Here is a 19570-nt window from a genome sequence, read left to right as displayed (position 1 = left end):
TTAACAAGGCACGAAGGAGTCCACATGGCGATCCAGTTCAACCGGGAAGGCTTCATCACTTCCTTGCAGCAATCCGTTCAAATCGTCGACGACGCTCAGCAGTTCGGCCAAGAGCTGGCAACGCGGATTGACCGCATCTATTTCGTCAGCTGCGGCGCGCCCAATCGCATCATGCTCGGCCTGCAGTACTGGCTTGAGCGCTATAGCCATTCACTGGAAGTCCGTCGTTATTTCCCGGCCGACTTCATGGACATCGATCCGCCACGCCTGGATGAGCGCACCCTGGTGGTTCTCGCGTCCAAATCCGGGACGACCCAGGAAACCATCGCCGCTGCACGCTTCCTGCAAGGCAAGCCCTGCCTCACCGTGGGCGTGACACAGACCGCCGAGTTGCCGCTGGCCCAAGCCGTTCAACATTGCTTCTTGCTGGGACGCACCGACGAGGCTTACTTCGGCTGCTTCATGATCCTTCAGGCATTGATCGGCGGTATTTTGGCCAAACGCGAAGGCTGGCCATTGCTGGACAAGCTCACTCGTTCACTCAAAGCGCTGCCGCAGGCGCTGGCCGATGCGGCGATCAACAACGACCAACGCGCGACCGAAGAGGCACGGCTCTACAAAGATGATCGTGTCATGTACTTCCTCGCGTCGGGTCCGATGTTCACCACCGCCTATGTGTTCGGCGTCTGTGTGGTGATGGAAAGCCAATGGCTGCATTGCCTGCCGGTGGAGGCCGCGGAGTTTTTCCACGGCCCGTTCGAAGCCATCGATGCCTCCACCCCGCTGCTTCTGCTGGTCGGCGAAGACCCCAGTCGAGCGCAGATGGAACGGGTCGTGAGCTTCTGCCAGCGGTATACCGAGCGGGTCATGGTCTACGACTCCAAGGACTTCCCGATGCTCGGGATCGACCCGGAGATCCGCGCGATCGTCGCGCCCTACATCGTCGGCATCGCCGCTGAACGCATCGCCGCCCACCTGGCGGTCTGGCACCAGCAACCACTGACGACTCGCCGCTACATGTGGAAAACGGAGTACTGAGCATGACCAGCCTGATCGCGGTCGGCGACAACACGATGGATGTGTACCTGGACCGGAACATCGAATACCCGGGCGGAAATGCGCTCAACGTTGCGGTATTCGCTTCCCGGCTTGGCGCTCAGAGCGCCTATCTGGGTTGCGTGGGCGATGATCGGTACGGCCAGCGCTTGCTCGATTGCCTGCAAAAAGAAGAAGTCGATGCGTCCCGTTGCCGAACGCTGCCGGGCGCCAATGGTTGGGCATGTGTCGACAGCATCGATGGCGAGCGAGTGTTTCTCGGCAGCGATCCTGGTGTCTGTCGGCAACTGCGACTCAATGCCGAGGATTTGGCCTGCATCACGACATTCCCGCTGGCACACAGCAGCCTCTACAGCGGTCTCGAAAACCAACTGGCGCAGATTCGCCATGCCAGCGGCTGCCTGTCCTTCGACTTCTCGGACAACTGGGTCGAATTCGATTGGCCCGCCCTGATCAAGCATGTCGATATCGCCTTTTTCTCGGCGGCCGACCTGTCTTCGCGAGCAGCGTATGAGCTGGCGCACTCGATGCGAAGCTTGGGCCCGGCGATCGTGGTCATCACTCGCGGCGCTCGGGGAGCCCTCGCGGTCGATGCTCAGGGCATCCATGAACAGCCCGCACTGCCTTGCACTGTCGTCGACAGCATGGGCGCCGGCGACGGCTTTATCGCGGCGTTTTTGCTGGCGTGGCAAGCCCGGCACAGCCTTGCCGACTGCCTTTTACATGGCGTCGATTATGCCGGTCAGGTGTGTGGCTGGGCCGGTGGCTTTGGCCATGGTCAAGCCCTGGACGCCAAACGTTCCCAGCAATTGAAACAAGCCTTGAACACTCAAGGCTGATGCGTGCTGCCCCGGGCCAATCCCGGGGCTGTTCAACCAACTGTCGTGGATACCCTGTCGATGAAAAGATGTCTGATCGGTTTGATGCTCGTGGCCAGCCCGTTGATGACCTGGGGCGCCAGCGAAGAGCTGCGTTTCGGGGTCGACCCCACCTACCCTCCCTTTGAGTCCAAGCGCCCGGACGGCTCGCTGACCGGTTTCGATATCGAGTTGGGTGAAAGCCTGTGCACCGAGTTGAAACGCCGCTGCGTCTGGGTGGAAAACGCCTTCGACGGGATGGTCTCGGCCCTTAAGGGCAAGAAGTTCGACGGCATCCTGTCCGCCCTGTCGATCACCGAACAGCGCAAAACCGAAATCGCCTTTTCCAACACCCTTTACGACACCCCGGCACGCCTGGTGGCACCTGAAGGCAGTCCCTTGCAACCGACGGCCGACTCCCTGCGCGGCAAGCGCATCGGCGTGCAGCAGGGGAGCGTGTTCGAAGTCTATGCCAAGCGCATGTGGGGCCGAAATGGGGTGGAGGTGGTGCCTTATCAAAGCAGTGACTTGACCTACTCGGACTTGATCAACGGTCGACTCGATGCCGCGTTCGACGATGCCATCGCGGTCTCCGAAGGGCTGCTGAAGAAGCCGATCGGTAAAGGCTTCGGTTACGCCGGTGAGGTCGTTAAATCGCCAGAAATCTTCGGGCCGGGAACCGGTATCGGCTTGCGCAAAAGCGATACCGCGCTGGCCGGTGAAATCAATCAGGCGCTTGAGCGGATCCACCAAAACGGCACCTATGAGCGCATCGCCAAAAAATACTTCGACTTCGACATCTCGCCTAAATAAACCATCATCGCGGAGCCTGAAACCATGTTTCTTGAGGGATACGGCCATCTCATTTTTCAGGGCGCGTGGTTGACCGTCCAGGTGGCCACCTGGGCTGCCTGCGTGGCGATAACGCTTGGCCTGCTCGGGGCGCTGGCGAAACTCTCGCCACTGGCGCCCCTACGGCTGATCGCAACGGTCTACACCACGCTGGTGCGCAGTGTTCCGGATCTGGTCTTGATGTTGCTCATTTACTACAGCGCGCAAATCGGGCTGAACCAGGTGACAGAAGCGTTCGGCCAGGAATCTTTGCAGTTGAACCCTTACGGCACCGCGATCGGTACGCTGGGATTCATCTACGGTGCCTACTGCACCGAGACCTTTCGCGGTGCCTTTCAGGCCATCCCGTACGGTCAACTGGAAGCAGCTCGGGCCTATGGAATGAACCACTGGCAAGTACTGCGGCGCATTCGCTTTCCGCAGATGATGCGGTTCGCATTGCCCGGCATCGGCAATATCTGGCAAGTGCTGTTGAAAAGTGCCGGCCTGATTTCACTGCTGGGTCTCAATGACATGGTTCAGGTCGCCAAACAGGCGGGCAATGCGACCTCCCGGCAGATGTTTTTCTACCTGGTGATTGCCGCGATATTTTTTGCCTTTGCGATCCTTTCAAGTCTTGCGCTCAAACACCTTGAGCGGCGCTACAGCGTCGAACCGCAGCGGAGAGCGTCATGATCGAGATCCTGAAAGAGTTCGGGCCGAACTTCCTGTGGTCCGACGGTTACCGCTGGAGCGGTCTGTCCATCACGTTATGGCTGTTGGTGACGTCCGCCGTTATCGGTCTGTGCACGGCGATACCGCTGGCACTGATTCGCACCTATGGCAGTCCGTGGCTGGCGCTGCCCATTCGGCTCTACACCCTGGTGTTTCGCGGCACGCCGCTGTTCGTGCAACTGTTGATCATCTACAGCGGCCTGGCCAGTTTGAACTTCATTCGGGATTCAACGCCCTTGTGGTGGTTCTTTCGTGACGGCATGCATTGCGTGATTCTGGCGTTAGCATTGAACACCTGCGCTTACACCATTGAAATTCTCGCCGGCGTGCTGCGCACCACCCCGCGTGGCGAGATCGAGGCCGCTCTGGCGTTAGGCATGACCCGCAGCCAGCTGTTCATTCATGTGCTGATACCGAGCATGCTGCGCCGAGCACTCCCCGCTTACAGTAACGAAGTGATTTTTGTCCTGCACGCGACGGCCATTGCCTTTACCGCAACCGTTCCCGACATCCTGAAAATCGCTGCAGATGTTAATGCAGCCACCTTCAAAACCTTTCAGGCCTATGGGATTGCCGCCCTGCTCTACATGTTGGTGGCGTGTGCGCTGGTGGGGGTATTCAGATTGACTGAGCGCCGGTTGCTGTCCTATCAGCGTTTGAGCTGAGCAACAAACCAATCCGTACCCACATGAAAAAGCCCACCGCTGTCATAGTCGCCGTTTTTTTTTCAGCCCGTCATTGCTCAGCAATGACGGCGTGTCGGACTTATGGCAAAGGATCGAACTTCAAACTGCTAAGGCGCTATCCCTTGTCCTCACGGATCATTTTGTATTCGGGCCGATCCAGCGGTCCCAGATAACTTTGATCTCCCCCGCCGTTTCCATCACCATCAGCGACGCATTGACCTTGGCCAGAAAGGTCGGTTCATCCCGGCGCATGCTCGCCCCAATCGGTTCGAGAGTGCCAGCTCGATACCACTTTCCTTGGCCTGGCCGACCAGCTTCAAGGCGGTCATGGTGTTGGTCACCAGGCCACGACCTTGTTCTGCCGCAAGGACATGCTGTGTTGCCCTCAACCTACGAGCACCCACCGACCGAGTTGATGATGTCTTTTCCAGCCTATGTCGCTCCTGGATCTCTGCCGCCTTCATAGGTCAGATTCATATTTTGTAGGCACGTCATGCCGATCAGCGCGAAAATGCTCAGAATCGCACTCAGGATATTGGCCTTGACCAACCCGAGATGCCCCAGCAGGTGCGGGACGGATCATGACAACGGTTGTCACTAAGCAACACTCTCGCGGGTGGGTATGACACTTCATCCAACGGTTATTCGTTTTGCAACGATCAACAGGCGTTTTGCATCAACAAGAATTTCTTCGCAAGCAAGCCAGCCCCCATTCGCTCATGGTTTTCGTGGGAGCATTTTTACTCAATGGAGGCTAGGCCAACTATGTTGCCATTAAACTTCCAACCCTCCCGTCTCCTGTAATACCGACCTGCCGATATTGGTACGTTTAATGCTAAACATACTTCTTTCGGATGACTATCGGATCATGAATCTTCGTCACTTTCGTTACTTCCTGAGCGTTGCCCATAACCGAAGTTTTACTCGAGCGGCCGCGCAGCTTGGGATCACGCCCCCCACATTGACACGACAGATTCAAAATATGGAAAAAACCCTTGGTACTCCCCTTTTCGTCCGTGACAACCGAGAAGTAAATTTGACTTTTGCCGGGACGGTCATGTTGGCAGAAGCACAACGCACGGTGGAACAGTTTGATATGGCGTTGGAACGTACCCGCAACATTGGCTGTCAGGAAAACGATAATACTGATCGTGGTTAGATCATCGTGTTTTGATGATACTCATGCTCCAAACCGGTGCCCTTCCCCATAAAAAACTCGATTGAGTGCACATTTTTCATTGATCCAGCAGCGAATCGATAGTGATGTACTACCCCCGCCGACGACAGGTTCACCCCGGCTTGCGACAACTCGTCGAAGTCATCCGACGGGCTCATCTGTAACGTGCTTTTTTATTACCGCCCTGCACTACGCTCATGTTCGGAAAATTTACCTTGTGGAGGTTCCGGGTGCGATGGCGACATCCCCAATTGAACGTTGAACTCCAACCACTCAAGAATCTCTTGGACACCCGGTTTCTCCAAGGCCTCGGGAAGACAAGTCGCGTAGTAGCTGTAAGCAGGCCAGGCGGTTTTTTCAAATAACGGAACGATTCTGCCGGTGCTTAGCAGGGTCTCCGCCATCATTGGTCGCGCCAGTGCGATGCCGTGACCACATGCCGCCGCTTCCACGAAAAGGCCGATATCCACGAACTGCATGCCTTTGACTTCTTCGACACGAGAGACTTTCGCCGCGTCAAGCCACGGTTGCCAGGGTTCAATCACACACTGCAGCAGCTTGCCTTTACCAATATCCTGAAATGTTTCGAAGGGACCAAAACGTTCGCGATACTCCGGACTGCAAACGGGGAAAACCTGCTCTTCGAGGATCAGGCGAACCTGGTATCCCGGATAGACTCCCTTGCCAAAGCGGATCTCGATATCTGCCTCTTCAGCTTTAAGCCCGACCAAAGGCACTGAAAGGTGCAGTTCCAATGAAAGTCTGGGGAACGCCTTCTGCAATAGCGCCAGTCGAGGGACAAGAATTTGCGTGGCAAAGGTGGGCGGAGAACAAAGCCGCACGCGTTGCAATGTCGTCCCCCTGGGCGTATGAGTGTCTCGGCCATAGCCGTTGAGGGCTTGCAATGCAGGCCGGACGACTCCCAGATACGCTTCTCCCGCAGCGGTCAGAACATTTTCACCGCTGGCTTTGCTGAACAGCGTCTGCTGAGTGAACTCCTCCAGCTGTTTAAGGCGATGGCTCAGCGCGCTGGGTGTAATACACAGCTCACGAGCGGCCAAAACACCACTGCCAAGCCGTGTTCTGGCCTCGAAAGCAATCAAGCATTGGATCGGCGGGAGTTGATACATGGCGGCGAAATTCTTTCCCTGCGTTTATCGAAATCCGAACCGCGGCAACAGCCGGACAGAGACGTTCTCCGAAGAGCATCGAAGCCCAAGCAAATTTCACGCCTTGTTCCTCCCTCCGGCAAAATAAAGCAAAGGCGGCTCAATACCCCCTTGCAGCACCTGACTCATTTTTTTTGCACCGCTACGAAGCATTGATCGACTGCCTGATAAACGTGGTGAGCTTGATCCCCGGAAACTCGGCGGCACCGTCCTTGCCGAACAAGTTGCCACCGCAGGCAGCCAGTGCCGCACACACATTTATCCCGTTCCAGCGTGATCAAGCAGATTTTGATCACCCCTCAAATTACTTTCAATCGCCAAATCAGCGCTGCATCGTCCACTATCGAACCATAAGATCTAAAACAAAAAACACACCGATACTTATTACCTGCCGTAACTTTGTATAACGGAAGGGCTCATATTATGAGTACTCAACTAGAGCTGATCGGAGTTGAAAAATCATTTCCGATCAAAGACGGGGTTCGGCCGGTAATCGGTGGTTTATCGATGACCATTAACGAACAAGACTTTGTGAGCATTGTCGGCCCCAGCGGCTGTGGCAAAACAACCATATTCAACATCATGGCCGGTCTTTTGGAGCCGGACTCAGGCACCATCAAGTATCGTGGACAAATCATTGACGGGTTACGCGGAAAAGTCGGCTACTTGATGCAGCGCGACTTGCTTTTTCCTTGGCGAACAGTTCTGGAAAATATTCTACTTGGCCCACAAATGCAGAATGTTCCCGAGCGCGAAGCCAAAGAAAATGCCATGGAGTACCTGTACTCGTTTGGCTTGGCCGGCACCGAAAACTCTTATCCAAAAATGCTGTCCGGCGGCATGCGCCAACGGGTGGCGCTGATCCGCACGTTAATTACCAACCCCGATATTCTTTTACTCGACGAACCCTTTTCAGCGCTTGATTACCAAACCCGTCTATATCTGGAAGGTGTATTGATCGAAGCGGTCGAAACGTTCAAGAAAACCGTCATTCTGGTCACCCACGATATTGATGAAGCGGTCGCCCTTTCAAAACGGGTGGTGGTATTGGGTGGTCGGCCGTCCTCGGTCAAAAAAGTCTACGACATTGATTTGAATACCCGATCACCGATTGGTGCACGCAGCGATCCCAACTTTTCAGGTTACTTCCATGATTTGTGTGCCGAACTGGATATTCAAACCTGCGAGAGGAACGCCTCATGACCACTGTCGCAACTACTGCACTCACCAAGACACGTACCAAAAGCAAACCCAATGAACTGGTTGTTCGCTCATTCATTCAACTGATCGCCGTACTGGTATTTTTTAGTGTGTGGCAACTGGGGGTATCGCTGGGCTGGATCTCTGCCTTTATGGTGGGTTCACCGGTCGACATTGCCCATGTCATGGCCAAAGGCGTGATGTCCGGCGACCTGCTCACAGACACCGGTTACACCTTGATCGAGGCCATGCTGGGCTTCGTCATTGGCACGGTCATGGGGTCGGCGATAGGGCTTGGATTGTGGTATTCCCCCTTCCTGGCACGCATCACCGAACCTTTTCTGATCGCAATCAATAGCGTGCCCAAGATTGCGTTCGGCCCTATTGTGATTTTGTGGTTCGGCACCGGCCTGGTGTCCAAGGTGGCATTGGCCGTTTCGCTCACCGCCATTGTCGCGCTGATCGCGGCGTACCAGGCCGCCAAGAACGCCGACCCGGACTTGCACGCCCTCCTTATTACACTAGGGGCGTCGAAAACCCAGGTATTCAAGAACCTCGTCGTACCCTCTTCACTGCCCGCGATCATTGCGACCTTCCATATCAACATCGGTTTCGGGCTGGTCGGTGCCGTTGTCGGTGAGTTCATTTCATCCGAGCATGGGCTGGGTCACATGATCTTCACCGCATCAGGCCTCTATGACTTGAACTCGGTATGGGCTGGTTTGTTCACCTTGATGATCGTGGGTTTCATCTTGTACTTCGTCATCGAAGCTATCGAAAGCCGTCTGCTGCCGTGGAAAGAGCCCATGGCCGGTAATAGCTTGCGTGTTTAAGATTTTCTGACTATCGAAGGCATTGAAATGAAGACGTTCAAGTACCTGATGTTGGTTTATTCGATCGCTTTCGCCGGGATCAACAGCGCCCATGCGGAAAATCGAAAAGTCGTACTCTCGCAACTGTTTCAATCGATCCAGTTACTGCCAGTGTATGTCGCCATGGATCAAGGCTTTTTTGCCAAACAAAACCTGGATGTCAGCAAACAAACTGCCGGCTCCGCCAACGGTGCCCTTTCTGCGCTGCTTTCCGGCAGCGCCGACTTCTCGTTGCACGGCCCTGAGTGGAGCGCGATTGCAGCCGAAAAAGGCGCGCCGGTGCAGGTAATTGCCAGCGTGGTCAACCGTCCTTCGTTCTGGCTGGCTGCACGCCCGGAAGCCACGTTCAACACCATCGGCGACCTCAAGGGCAAAACGGTGGTCAGTGGATTGATGCCGACCACCAGCACCTCACTGTTCATGAAAAAACTTACCACCAACGGTCTGGCACCGAGCAAGGATGTCACCATCACCCAAGTGGCGATTGGCAGTGAACTCGGGCCATTACTTGCCAACCAGGCCCAATACGCGGTGTTGTATGAACCCGGACTGGATCAAGCCGTCGCCAAAGGCATGAAAGTGGCTTACAGCTTTTCGACGATGTTCGACGCTTATACCGTAGCCGCCATCAGTACCAAAAAAGATATTGATCCTCAACTCGCGCAACAATTTGTTGCCGGGCTGCAGCAAGCGTTGGTGTATATGCAACATGACGAAGCTGGCACGATCGCTGTCGCTCAAAGAGAGTTTCCAGGGCTAGACGCCGAAGTAGTCGCATCGGCGGTACAGCGTATGCTGAAAGAAATGGTGTATTCCCCATCAGTCGATATCAGCCTCGATGCTTTTAAGAATGCCATGCAAACCCAAGTTGACCTCGGCAACTTGAAAACACTGCCAAGTTACCAGGAACTGGTGAATCGACAGTATATAGAGAATGCCTTGAAGGGCTCGGTGGCAGCTAAATAAAGAAACACCCGTTTATCACTGACAACTTAACTTTGCAGGAGCATCAATCATGAATGTTCGCTCTCTACGCTCGCGCCTGTTATTGCTATTCATGGTTTTATTCACCAGCCATTCGGTATGGGCGGAAAACAAGAAAGTTGTTTTATCGCAACTGTTCCAATCGGTGATGTTCTTGCCGGTGTATGTTGCACTCGACAAAGGCTTCTTTGAAAAACAGGGTCTGGACGTCAGTAAACAAACTGCCGGGTCGCCCAACGCCGCGTTGTCCGCGGTGATTTCTGGCAGCGCCGATTTCTCCTTGCATGGCCCGGAGTGGACCGCCATTGCCGCGTCCAAAGGCGCGAACGTTCAAATAGTTGCTGGTGTAGTGAATCGGGCAGCGGTATGGATCGTTGGCAAGCCTGACTTCCACTATAAAGATCCCGCTGACTTCAAGGGCAAAACGGTCGCCACCGGTCTGATGCCCATTGCCAGTACCTCGCTGCTGAACAAGTTGCTGCAGGAGAACAAGGCGTCCGATGGCGTGAAGGTGCTTCAGGTTCAGGCCGGCTCGGAGCTGGCACCTTTATTGGCCGCGCAGGCCGATGCCGCTGTTGTGTATGAGCCGGGCGTCGACCAGTTGGTGGCCAAGGGTATGAAAGTCATTCACAGCTTCCCGCAGCAATACGGCCCCTATCTGCTGTCTGCCATCACCACGCGAAAAGATCAGGATCCGGAAACGGTGCTGGGATTCATCACCGGTTTGAACAACGCGATGAAATTCATGCATGAACACCCCGATGTCGCACTGGAAGTGGCCCGCAAAGAGTTCCCCACGCTAGAACCGGATGTCGTCGCCGCGGCGGTCAAACGCATGCTTGACGAACAGGTGTACCCGGAATCCATCGCCATCTCGCCCAAGTCCTTCGAAGTGGCCATGCAGACCCAAATCGCCCTTGGCAATCTCAAAGAACAACCAGTGTTCGAGCAATTAATTGGCAACACCGCCATTCAGAACGCGCTCTCCACCGCCGCAACCACCCATTGATCGCACTCAGGAATCGTCAAGGAGTATCACCTTATGAAAACCTATCCAAAATTCAAAGCGGCCGCCTGCCATGCCGCACCCGTGTATTTCGACACCCCGGCAACACTTGAAAAGGCCTGCGACATGATCATCGAAGCGGCCGGCAACGGTGCGTCGCTGATCGCGTTCCCGGAAGCCTTCCTGTCCTGCTTTCCGGTTTGGTCTGGCGTCTGGGCACCCATTGATACCCATGAGTTCTTCTTCAAGATGGCGTCGTCGGCGGTGCTCATCGACGGCCCAGAAATGGCGCGTCTGCGCAGCCTGGCCAAACGCTTGGGCGTGTTCATTTCGATGGGCATCAACGAAGGCACACCGAACAGCTTCGGCTGCATCTGGGATACCAACGTATTGATCGGTGATGACGGCAGCATTCTCAACCGTCACCGCAAGCTTGTGCCAACTCACTGGGAAAAACTGACCTGGGCGCCGGGTGACGGCAGCGGCTTGCGTGTCGTAGACACTCGGGTCGGACGTATCGGCGCCTTGGTCTGCGGTGAAAACACCAACAGCCTGGCCCGCTACTCATTGCTGGCTCAAGGCGAAAACGTTCACATCTCATCATTCTCGCCGCGCTGGCCAACTCACCCACTGGGTGAGGCCGGCTACGACCTGGAAGCATCGATTCGTCTGCGTGCCGGTGCCCATGCTTTCGAGGGCAAATTGTTCAACATCGTCTCTTCGGGTTTCCTGCCGCCTGAAGCGATCGAAATGGTCTGCCGCGATAACCCGCAAGTACGCCGCTTGCTGGAAGAGTCACCAAAAAGCGTTTCGATGATTCTCGGCCCGGACGGCACCGCGATCAGCGAGACATTACGCGATGAGGAAGGCATCGTGTACGGTGACATCGACCTTGCCCGTTGCGTTGTTCCCAAGCAGTTCCAGGACGTCGTCGGTTACTACAATCGCTTCGACGTGTTCGATGTGAAGGTCAATCGTCGTGCACTGGCGCCTGCGCAGTTTTTCGATAGCGGCGATCCCTACACCTCGGCCGGAGTGCCAGACCCGGTCGAAGGCGAAACAAGCCGTCTTGCGGCGCTTACGTTGACCGGCTCCGAAGCGTGAGCAACACAGGCATAACCTCGACTGGCGGCGAAAGCCTGCCAGTCATCACCTCGGTCACGGCAAGAACCCTTGTCGTTCCACTGCGGCAACCGTTACGCACCGCCAGTGGCGTGGTACAGAGTGCTCCGCTGCTGCTGATTGATGTCGAGACGGATGCCGGCGTGACGGGCCGAGCCTATCTCTTTACTTACACACCCAAAGTGCTGGGTGCGTCGGCACACCTGGTAACCAGACTGTCTGAACTGCTGGTGGGACAGGCAATCGCACCGCAACGATTATCACTGCATCTGCAAAGTCAGTTTCGTTTACTGGGCACTGCCGGCTTGCTCGATATGGTGCTGGCAACTATCGACACCGCACTATGGGATGCACTGGCCAGGTTCACCGGTCAACCACTGATCCATCTACTGGGTGGGCAAGTCGGAGCGAACGGTGGGCGGCTGTTGTGTTACGCCAGCTACGGCATGGATTCGCTCCAGGAAACGCTGCGTAATGTGGGCGAAGCCGTTGAACAAGGGTTTCTGGCGATCAAGATAAAAATAGGTCACCCGACGTTGGCGCAGGATCTGCAAATCGTCAGGGGCGCCCAGCGGGCGCTCAATGGCCGGGCAGCGCTGCTGGTCGACTACAACCAGAGCCTGAGCGTGCCGGAAGCGGTCATTCGCTGCCGCGCCCTGGACGATGAGGGGCTGACATGGATCGAAGAGCCCACACGATTCGACGACCATCAGGGTCATGCTCACATTGCAGCCAGTATCCATACGCCGCTGCAACTGGGTGAGAATCTGTGGGGGGCACGGCAAATTGCCAATAGCCTGGAGGCCAGAGCCTCGGACTGCATGATGCCCGACCTCGCCCGAGTGGGCGGTGTCACCGGCTGGTTGCAGGCCAGCGGTGTGTGCGCAGCCAGGCAGGTTCCGGTATCCAACCACTTCTATCAGGAAGTCAGCATTCACTTGCTACAGGCGACGCCCACGGCACACATGCTGGAGTACTTCCCGATGGCCGATCCCATTCTCCAACAACCGCTACACCAGGAGGACGGTTATGCTGTCAGCCCTGACCGACCCGGGCACGGCATGGAGTGGGATGAGCATGCCGTGGAGCGATATCGGGTCAACCTGAACTGATCGTTACTCGCACATCAGTGCGATGTCCAGGGGCCGGGCATCGCACACTTCAATTCGTCACGCCGGGACTCAGCCCACACGCCCTCCCGCCCATTCAAACCCGCACCCACTCGCCAACCGAGATACGCCATGATTCCACCGACTTTGACCCTCTACCTGATCCGTCATGGAGAAACCGACTGGAATGCGCAAAAACGTATGCAAGGTCGCCGGGATATTCCCCTGAACGCCATCGGTGAAGAGCAGGCCAGAATCTCCGGCAACATTCTCAAATGGCTGCTGCCACCTCTACAGGCCATGGATTTCATTGCCAGCCCGCTGCTGCGCACACGCCAGACCATGGAGCTTGTGCGACAGGAGCTGGCGCTTCCCGCTCATGACTATCGCAACGATGAGCGCTTGATCGAAATATCGTTTGGCAATTGGGAGGGGTTCACCCTGGCAGACATCGACCAACAGCAACCCGCAGCGCTCCTTGAGCGGCAAAAGGATACGTTTTCCTTCACGCCAACCGGAGGTGAAAACTACCCGGCAGTTATCGAGCGCATGAGGAGTTTTCTACAGTCGCTGCAGCGAGACACAGTAATCGTCGCTCACGCCGGCATCGTAAGAAGCCTGCTTGCCATGCTGGGTGATGTGCCCACCGCTGACATCGCGCACCTGGAGATCCCGCAGGACAAAGTGCTCATGCTGCGCAACGGTCGTTTTTTCTGGATCACGGGCAACGACCGACCGGACGGCAACCCTCGCCCCCCTCGACAGTCAACGCGCTGCTGATTAGCAACGGACAATCCCGAGCGCGCGTCCTTTGCTCTGAGCCATGCAACGATCAGCCGATCCCGCCTGACGGAGACGACACGCCCAACTCAGAGCCTGCCTTGAGCTCAAAAACTCTCAATACCCGCATCCACCGGCAACACCACGCCGCTGATTCCGCTGGCCGCCGACGAACACAGGAAATAACCGGCCTCGGCGACTTCTTCGGCACTCACCAGACGCTTCAGCGCGTTGCGTTCGGCCATTGATTGCAGCGCGTGTTGCGACGCCGTTTCGAGGCTGGGATTTCGTGCCGCGATACGCCCGAGCAAGGCTTGCGTGGCGACCGGCCCAGGGGCGATAGCGTTAACGCGCACACCGTGCGGCCCCAGGTCGCGGGCGGCTGCGCGCATAATCCCGAGCACCGCGTGTTTGGACGCGCTGTAAGCCATCTGCTGACCATGGGCAAAGCGGCCGTTGACCGATGACATCAACAGCGCTACGCCGCGACTGGCCTTCAGTGCTTCGGCGCTCGCCGAGAGGGTGAACGCCACGCCGCGAACATTGATCGCTTGCGCCTGGTCCCACTCGGCAACATCCAGTTCGCCGGTGCTGCGCCATGGCGGCACCCAACCGGCATTGGCGATGCACACGTCGAGCCGACCGCTTTTCGCCAGAACCTGCTCCACGGTCCGCCGCAAATCTTCGACGCAAGTGACATCGCAGCCGATGAAGCCCTCCGTGTCATCCCCGTTTGAGACCGGTAGATCGGCGCAATACACCCGCGCACCTGCCTGCCGGAAACGTTGAGCGAAAGCCTGGCCCAGACCGCCCGCGCCACCAGTAATCAGCACTACTTTTTCAGTCATGTTCGGCTCCGCGGGTTCGGCCATCACTGGCACAGGAAAGGTCGGTAATCAATGTCCAGCGGCACCGGTTTGCCCTGCACCAGGCTGGCGATGATGCGCGCGATGATCGGGCCGGCGGTAAAGCCCATCCACGGAAAGAAGTTCATGAAAAACCCCGGCGCGCCCGGCACTTCACCAAGGATCGGCCGCCAGTCATCGGTACCGTTGACTACCGCGGCCCATGTGCGGATCACCCGCAACGGGCCAAGCGTCGGGACGGTTTGCAGCGCCAGCGCCATGTTCTGCGCCAGCGAGTCCGGGTCGGTCACCGGATGCCCACGACCGTGCCAGCGCGCCGGCCAGCCGCCGCCGATCAGCACCGAACCGATGGCGTTTTGTTTGAGCGTGAGTTTCTCCCCGGCCGAGTACACCAGATGCGGAATCAACGGCCCGGTCTGCTCGGTCACCGCGACCTGAATCGCAAAACCCTGCACGTCCGTGTGGATGCCCAGCATCGCGGCAATTCGCCCGGCGTCGGCGCCCGCGGCATTGACCACGCGACGGGCGATCAGGTCTTCGTCAGCCAGCCGCACACGGAAATTCTTCTGGTCACGTTCGATGCCGACGACCTCGCTGTGGCGGCGGAATTTCACCCCCAGTCGCTTCGCCGCATCGGCATAGGCCAGCGTTGCGATGAGCGGGCTGGCCTTGCCCTCAATCGGACAGAATGCGCCACCCAGTACTCGATCCGAGAGGTACGGCGCCAGTTCGCGCACCGCCGTCTGATCGAGCAGATTGACCTCCAGCCCGTGCTCGCGTTCAAGCGCAGCCTTGGCCTCGATTTCACGCAATTGCTGCTCGGTGGTCGCCACCAGCAGACCGCCCTTGGTCGAGACTTCGAGATCGACGCCAAGCTCTTTCGGCAGCTCATGCCACATGGCGATGGAACGCGCCATCAACTCGATGCTCGGGGCAAACCGCCGCGCCCACTCCGGCCCCTTATTGACGAACGGATCGTGAGGAATCTGCGCGTGCAGACTGCCGGCATTCGAACCCGATGCCTGGGTGTTGAGTTCAGTGCGCTCCAGCAGCAACACATCAACGCCATCCTTGGCCAGATAATAGGCCGTGGCGCAGCCGGCAAGACCGCCGCCGATGACAATCACATCGGCCATGGGAACAACTCCGGTCGATCACTCATGTGGCTTTCACCTGCGTGTGCGCCTGACGTCGGGCGAGAAAAAAACCGTGGGATTGCGGCAGCAAATCATGGGCGTCGGGCACTCGCAGTTCCAGTGCCGCGTGATAGGCGAAGCTCGGATCATCCAGCAATGCCCGACCCAATGCCACCAGGTCGGCGGCACCGTCGGCGATCACCTGATTGGCCTGCCGTGCCCCGGTGATCAGCCCGACCGCCATGGTCGCCACATCCGCTTCGGCGCGGATCCGCGCGGCATACGGCACTTGGTGCCCCGGCGTGGCGACGGTTGCAGAACGCGCGACCGGGCCCAGAATCCCGCCCGCCGAGCAATCCACCAGATCAGCGCCTTCAGCCGCCAGCAAACCGGCCAGGCGCACACTGTCATCAAGGCTGATGCCCCCTTCCCCGTCGTCCACACAAGAAGCGCGATACCACACCGGCATGCTCGCCGGTACCACCGCGCGCACCGCCCGCACAACCTCCAGCGCAAGCCGCGCCCGGTTGGCAAAATCGCCGCCATAGGCATCGTCGCGGCGGTTGGCCAACGGCGAAAAAAACTCATGAATCAAATAGCCGTGCGCACCGTGAATTTCGACAAAATCCAGCCCCGCTTCAACCGCTCGACGAGCGCCCTCGGCGAACGCCTGAATGACGTGCTGAATGTCATCGAGACGGGCGGCTGCGGGCGTCGGCCAATCGTCGTTATGCGCCAGTGCCGAAGGCGCCAACGTCGGCCATGCCGGGGTTGGACTGTCGGCAGTCAGCGGACCGCTGCCGAGCCATGGCACTGCCGAACTGGCCTTGCGTCCGGCATGCGCCAATTGCACGCCCAGCGGTATACCGTGCTGATGATAGAGTTCGGCGATGCGCCGCAGACCGGGAATTTGCTCGTCGTTCCAGATCCCCAGGCAGCCGGGACTGATGCGACCGTCGCGCGTCACCGCGGTGGCTTCGAGCAGCGCCCCACCGATCCCGCCCAGTGCAAACCGGGCGTGATGGGCGTAATGCCAATCATTGATCAGGCCCTCGACGGCCTGGTACTGACACATCGGCGACACCACCAGGCGATTGCGAAAACGCACTCCGCGGGAGTCGAAAGGCGTGAACAACGGCGGACGGCTCATCCCTGCTCCCTGATCATTTCGCCGCTTGGGCAGCAACGTAACTGTTGATGTCATCAATGATGCTGACGATCCGCGCACGGCGGTCCACGCCTTCCTGACCGAGGTCGGCAAACGGCGTCAACGGCGCGCGAACGTCACCGACCGGGTAACCCTGCGACGCCGCCAACGCTTTCGAATAGCACTGATGGCCATAAGTCGGGTGACCTTCGGCGATAATGTGATCGAAGCTGCTGATCATCGCCTGAATCTTGCCCGCCTCTTGCAGCTTGCCTTCAACCAGCGCTTCCCAAAGGCGCGTCGACGCCCGTGGAATGTAGTTGGCGTACGGGTTCACATAACCGACTGCGCCGAGCAAAAAGCTCTCGACCGGGCGCTCGCCGGCAAACACGTTCATCACACCCTGAGTCCCTTCGACGATGTCGTAGATACGCCCGACATCCATGCTCGCTTCCTTGATGTAACGCACGTTGTCGAAAGCCTTGGTCATGCGCGCGACGAGCGCGGCGGACATGTCGACATTGGTGGTCACCGGGTTGTTGTAGAGCATGATCGGCAGCGAGGTCGACTCGGAAATCGCCCGGTAGTAATTGAAAATTTCGTCTTCGGTCGGGGTGTAGTAATACGGCGGCGCGATCATGAAACCGTCGGCGCCCAGCGCTTCGGCTTCACGGGTGTAACGCACGGCGTTGGGGGTGTAGGCGTCCATGGTGCCGACCAGCACATCAATGCGGCCGTTGACCAGTTTCACCGTGGTTTCGATGTACTGGGTACGTTCGTCATCGGAGATGGTCAAGAACTCGCCAGTGGTGCCCAGAATGATGATACCCGGCGAGCCTGACGCGATTTGCCATTCGATAAACGCGGCCAGTGCCTTGTAGTCGATCTGACTGCCGTCAGCGGTAAAAGGCGTCACTGTCACGCCGTAGCTGCCGCGAAATTCTTTGCTCATGCTTAACTCCGATCTTCGTACGTTTGTGCGCGGATACGGTTTGTGTTCGCGCATTTGTGTCAATGAATGACGTTTTAACTGTCGGTCCGACTCGAAAAGCCTTATTCGAAGCGACAGAATCCTGCGCATCCGCGAACGGATGTTAGCATAGCGAACATTAGTTCGCGCTAGAGTTGATTGACTTTTTCCAGCGAACCGGCCAATTCAGCGATGGTCACTGGCTTGACCGGCAAACGCGGAGCAAAACCGGACAGTTCGGAGCGCTGCGACCCGGTGAGCGCACAGACTTTTTCGTCGAGCGTCGCCGCGCAATAACGGCCCTGGCAGCGGCCCATGCCGATCCGTGTATGCCGCTTGATTGCGCCAACGGTACTGATGCCGTCATCCAGCGCCTGCTGCAGGGTGGCAAAACTGACTTCTTCGCAGCGACACACCAGGCATCCGTCCTTCGCTGCCGCATTCAACGCGGGCGGTTTTGCATCGGCCTTGTACAACGTCCACAAGGCTTTCTGAAACGCCCGTTGCCGCTTGAGTTCGGCTTCGGCTTCGCGGCCACTCTCGTGTAACTCTCCAGACGGTTTGAAGCCGCAGGCAATGGCGGCTTCAAGGCCGACCATGCGTCCTTCGGCCAATGCTGCCTTGGCACCGCCCAGGCCCGTACAGTCGCCAAGGGCAAACACGCCATCGATATCGGTTTGGCCGCGCGCGTCGCGACGGGTCACCAATTGCCGGCGCTGCTCGTCGTAATCGTGACTGCAGCCCAACGCCCGCAGCAGCTCATTGGCCGGTTCGAAGCCATAGCCGAGGCACACACAATCGACCTCGAAAACATCCGGCAGCGGCTGACCGTCGGTATCGCACAGACTGACCCGCAACGTCTCGCCCTGCGCCTGGATACCGGATACCAATGCCCGGTGAATCATTCGGCCCTTACCGCGGTACAACGCCAGTCGATACGCCAGGCCATCCCGCATCAGCCCAGGCGCAGCGATTGCCATGCGCAGCAAACTGGCCAACGTCGTCACGCCCGGCGCGGCCGCCGCTTCGACCACCGCCACCACCGTCGCACCGCCCGCCCGCAACTCGGCGGCCAGTTGCAGGTTCAGCGGGCCATTGCCGGCGATCAGCACGCGCCGCCCCGGCAAACGCCGGGCAGTACGCCATAACGTCTGCGCAGCGCCGGTGGTCATCACTCCCGGCAACGTCCAGCCCGGCACTTGCCAACCACGCTCATAAGCACCGGTGGCAATCACCGTGCAGCGCGGTTTCCAGCGCTGGGTATGGCCATTGATCGCGACCCCATATTCGCCGGGCTCGAATGCTCCCCAGACCAGCGCGTCGCCAATCATTTCGACACCCACTGCCCGCACTTCGGCGATCAGTCTGGCGCCCTGTCGATGCTGGCGGTCGGGCGGTACGATGTCCGGGCCTTCGACGCTGACCTGCTTGTAATACTGCCCCCCGGCGATGCTCCGTTCATCCAGCACGACCACGCTCGCGCCCGCTTGCCGTGCTGCCAGCGCCGCCGACAAACCACCCGGCCCGGCACCGATCACCAGCACATCCGGCGAGCGTACCGGTATCGGCTCGATCACCACGGTTTGCACCACATCCAGCGGTAGCTGCGGGTTACCGATACTGCGCTTGACGCTGATCGGCGCCACGACCTTGGTCATGCACGCCCGCTGATTCGGCCGACCGTCGATTTCAACCAGGCATTCCTGGCACACACCCATCCCGCAGAAAATCCCCCGACAGGCACCGCTGCGGGTTTCCCGAAAATGCCGCACACCGCCCGCGATCAGCGCCGCCGCCAACGACTCGCCGTGACGGGCCGTGAGCTCGGTACCTTCGAAGGTGATCGCAATGCCTTTCATCCAGCGTC

19 protein-coding genes and 1 pseudogene are annotated in these 19570 nt (G+C 58.1%); 13 read left to right on the top strand and 7 right to left on the bottom strand.

The window, feature by feature from the left end; translation table 11 throughout:
* Positions 1-24 precede the first annotated feature (24 nt).
* Genes ACYZUD_RS02635 through hisM form a run of 5 tightly spaced genes read left to right on the top strand, consistent with a single transcriptional unit; the run spans position 25 to position 4144 of the window.
* Complete coding sequence (locus tag ACYZUD_RS02635; RefSeq protein ID WP_462022467.1) at positions 25-1038, top strand: SIS domain-containing protein; 1014 nt, start codon at positions 25-27, stop codon at positions 1036-1038.
* Positions 1039-1040: 2 nt separating this feature from the next.
* Positions 1041-1895 (top strand): PfkB family carbohydrate kinase, encoded by an 855-nt coding sequence (locus tag ACYZUD_RS02630; RefSeq protein ID WP_462022466.1) that lies wholly within the window; start codon positions 1041-1043, stop codon positions 1893-1895.
* A gap of 60 nt (positions 1896-1955) precedes the next feature.
* A complete protein-coding gene (locus ACYZUD_RS02625) occupies positions 1956-2726 on the top strand; it encodes an ABC transporter substrate-binding protein (protein ID WP_462022465.1) in 771 nt (256 codons plus the stop codon).
* Positions 2727-2750: 24 nt separating this feature from the next.
* Positions 2751-3440, top strand: a complete 690-nt coding sequence (locus ACYZUD_RS02620; protein WP_462022464.1) for an ABC transporter permease — start codon at positions 2751-2753, stop codon at positions 3438-3440.
* Entirely contained in the window at positions 3437-4144 is a 708-nt protein-coding gene (gene hisM, locus ACYZUD_RS02615) for a histidine ABC transporter permease HisM (protein ID WP_462022463.1), read from the top strand. Before ACYZUD_RS02620 ends, hisM begins: the two co-directional genes overlap by 4 nt.
* 136 nt (positions 4145-4280) lie before the next feature.
* Here hisM and ACYZUD_RS02610 read toward each other — a convergent pair.
* A pseudogene (locus tag ACYZUD_RS02610) lies at positions 4281-4550 on the bottom strand (ABC transporter); the annotation flags it as partial.
* 483 nt (positions 4551-5033) lie between these two features.
* On the opposite strand from ACYZUD_RS02610, the gene ACYZUD_RS02605 reads away from it, so the two are divergent.
* Positions 5034-5324 carry a LysR family transcriptional regulator gene (locus ACYZUD_RS02605; protein WP_462022462.1) on the top strand — a complete coding sequence of 97 codons (291 nt, stop codon included), beginning with the start codon at positions 5034-5036 and terminating at the stop codon, positions 5322-5324.
* Between the two features lie 194 nt (positions 5325-5518).
* On the opposite strand, the gene ACYZUD_RS02600 is transcribed toward ACYZUD_RS02605, so the two are convergent.
* The gene (locus ACYZUD_RS02600; protein WP_462022461.1) at positions 5519-6472 is read right to left on the bottom strand and encodes a LysR substrate-binding domain-containing protein; all 954 of its coding nucleotides are present in this window, start codon (positions 6470-6472) and stop codon (positions 5519-5521) included.
* A 462-nt stretch (positions 6473-6934) separates the two neighbouring features.
* On the opposite strand from ACYZUD_RS02600, the gene ACYZUD_RS02595 reads away from it, so the two are divergent.
* From ACYZUD_RS02595 to ACYZUD_RS02565, 7 genes are all read left to right on the top strand, one after another.
* The gene (locus ACYZUD_RS02595; protein WP_462022460.1) at positions 6935-7714 is read left to right on the top strand and encodes an ABC transporter ATP-binding protein; all 780 of its coding nucleotides are present in this window, start codon (positions 6935-6937) and stop codon (positions 7712-7714) included.
* Entirely contained in the window at positions 7711-8544 is an 834-nt protein-coding gene (locus tag ACYZUD_RS02590) for an ABC transporter permease (RefSeq protein WP_462022459.1), read from the top strand. Before ACYZUD_RS02595 ends, ACYZUD_RS02590 begins: the two co-directional genes overlap by 4 nt.
* A 27-nt stretch (positions 8545-8571) precedes the next feature.
* Positions 8572-9549, top strand: coding sequence for an ABC transporter substrate-binding protein (locus ACYZUD_RS02585; RefSeq protein WP_462022458.1), 978 nt, complete (start codon positions 8572-8574; stop codon positions 9547-9549).
* A 49-nt stretch (positions 9550-9598) separates the two neighbouring features.
* The gene (locus tag ACYZUD_RS02580; RefSeq protein ID WP_462022457.1) at positions 9599-10576 is read left to right on the top strand and encodes an ABC transporter substrate-binding protein; all 978 of its coding nucleotides are present in this window, start codon (positions 9599-9601) and stop codon (positions 10574-10576) included.
* 33 nt (positions 10577-10609) lie between these two features.
* Positions 10610-11677 carry a carbon-nitrogen hydrolase family protein gene (locus ACYZUD_RS02575; RefSeq protein ID WP_462022456.1) on the top strand — a complete coding sequence of 356 codons (1068 nt, stop codon included), beginning with the start codon at positions 10610-10612 and terminating at the stop codon, positions 11675-11677.
* Positions 11674-12807, top strand: coding sequence for an enolase C-terminal domain-like protein (locus ACYZUD_RS02570; RefSeq protein WP_462022455.1), 1134 nt, complete (start codon positions 11674-11676; stop codon positions 12805-12807). The genes ACYZUD_RS02575 and ACYZUD_RS02570 overlap by 4 nt, the downstream gene beginning before the upstream one ends.
* A gap of 144 nt (positions 12808-12951) precedes the next feature.
* The gene (locus tag ACYZUD_RS02565) at positions 12952-13584 is read left to right on the top strand and encodes a histidine phosphatase family protein (RefSeq protein WP_462022454.1); all 633 of its coding nucleotides are present in this window, start codon (positions 12952-12954) and stop codon (positions 13582-13584) included.
* A 107-nt stretch (positions 13585-13691) separates the two neighbouring features.
* Here ACYZUD_RS02565 and ACYZUD_RS02560 read toward each other — a convergent pair whose 3' ends face one another.
* The 5 genes from ACYZUD_RS02560 to ACYZUD_RS02540 form a co-directional block, all read right to left on the bottom strand.
* Positions 13692-14432: an SDR family NAD(P)-dependent oxidoreductase gene (locus ACYZUD_RS02560; protein ID WP_462022453.1), complete on the bottom strand. Its 741-nt coding sequence runs from the start codon at positions 14430-14432 to the stop codon at positions 13692-13694.
* A 23-nt stretch (positions 14433-14455) separates the two neighbouring features.
* A complete protein-coding gene (locus ACYZUD_RS02555; RefSeq protein ID WP_462022452.1) occupies positions 14456-15586 on the bottom strand; it encodes an NAD(P)/FAD-dependent oxidoreductase in 1131 nt (376 codons plus the stop codon).
* 22 nt (positions 15587-15608) lie between these two features.
* Positions 15609-16736, bottom strand: a complete 1128-nt coding sequence (locus tag ACYZUD_RS02550) for an NADH:flavin oxidoreductase/NADH oxidase (protein ID WP_462022451.1) — start codon at positions 16734-16736, stop codon at positions 15609-15611.
* Positions 16737-16749: 13 nt separating this feature from the next.
* Entirely contained in the window at positions 16750-17685 is a 936-nt protein-coding gene (locus tag ACYZUD_RS02545; protein ID WP_462022450.1) for a dihydrodipicolinate synthase family protein, read from the bottom strand.
* Positions 17686-17852: 167 nt separating this feature from the next.
* A complete protein-coding gene (locus ACYZUD_RS02540; protein ID WP_462022449.1) occupies positions 17853-19562 on the bottom strand; it encodes an FAD-dependent oxidoreductase in 1710 nt (569 codons plus the stop codon).
* Positions 19563-19570 lie beyond the last annotated feature (8 nt).

Source organism: Pseudomonas sp. XS1P51, assembly GCF_054897845.1.
This window is presented reverse-complemented; position numbering and strand designations above follow the sequence as displayed.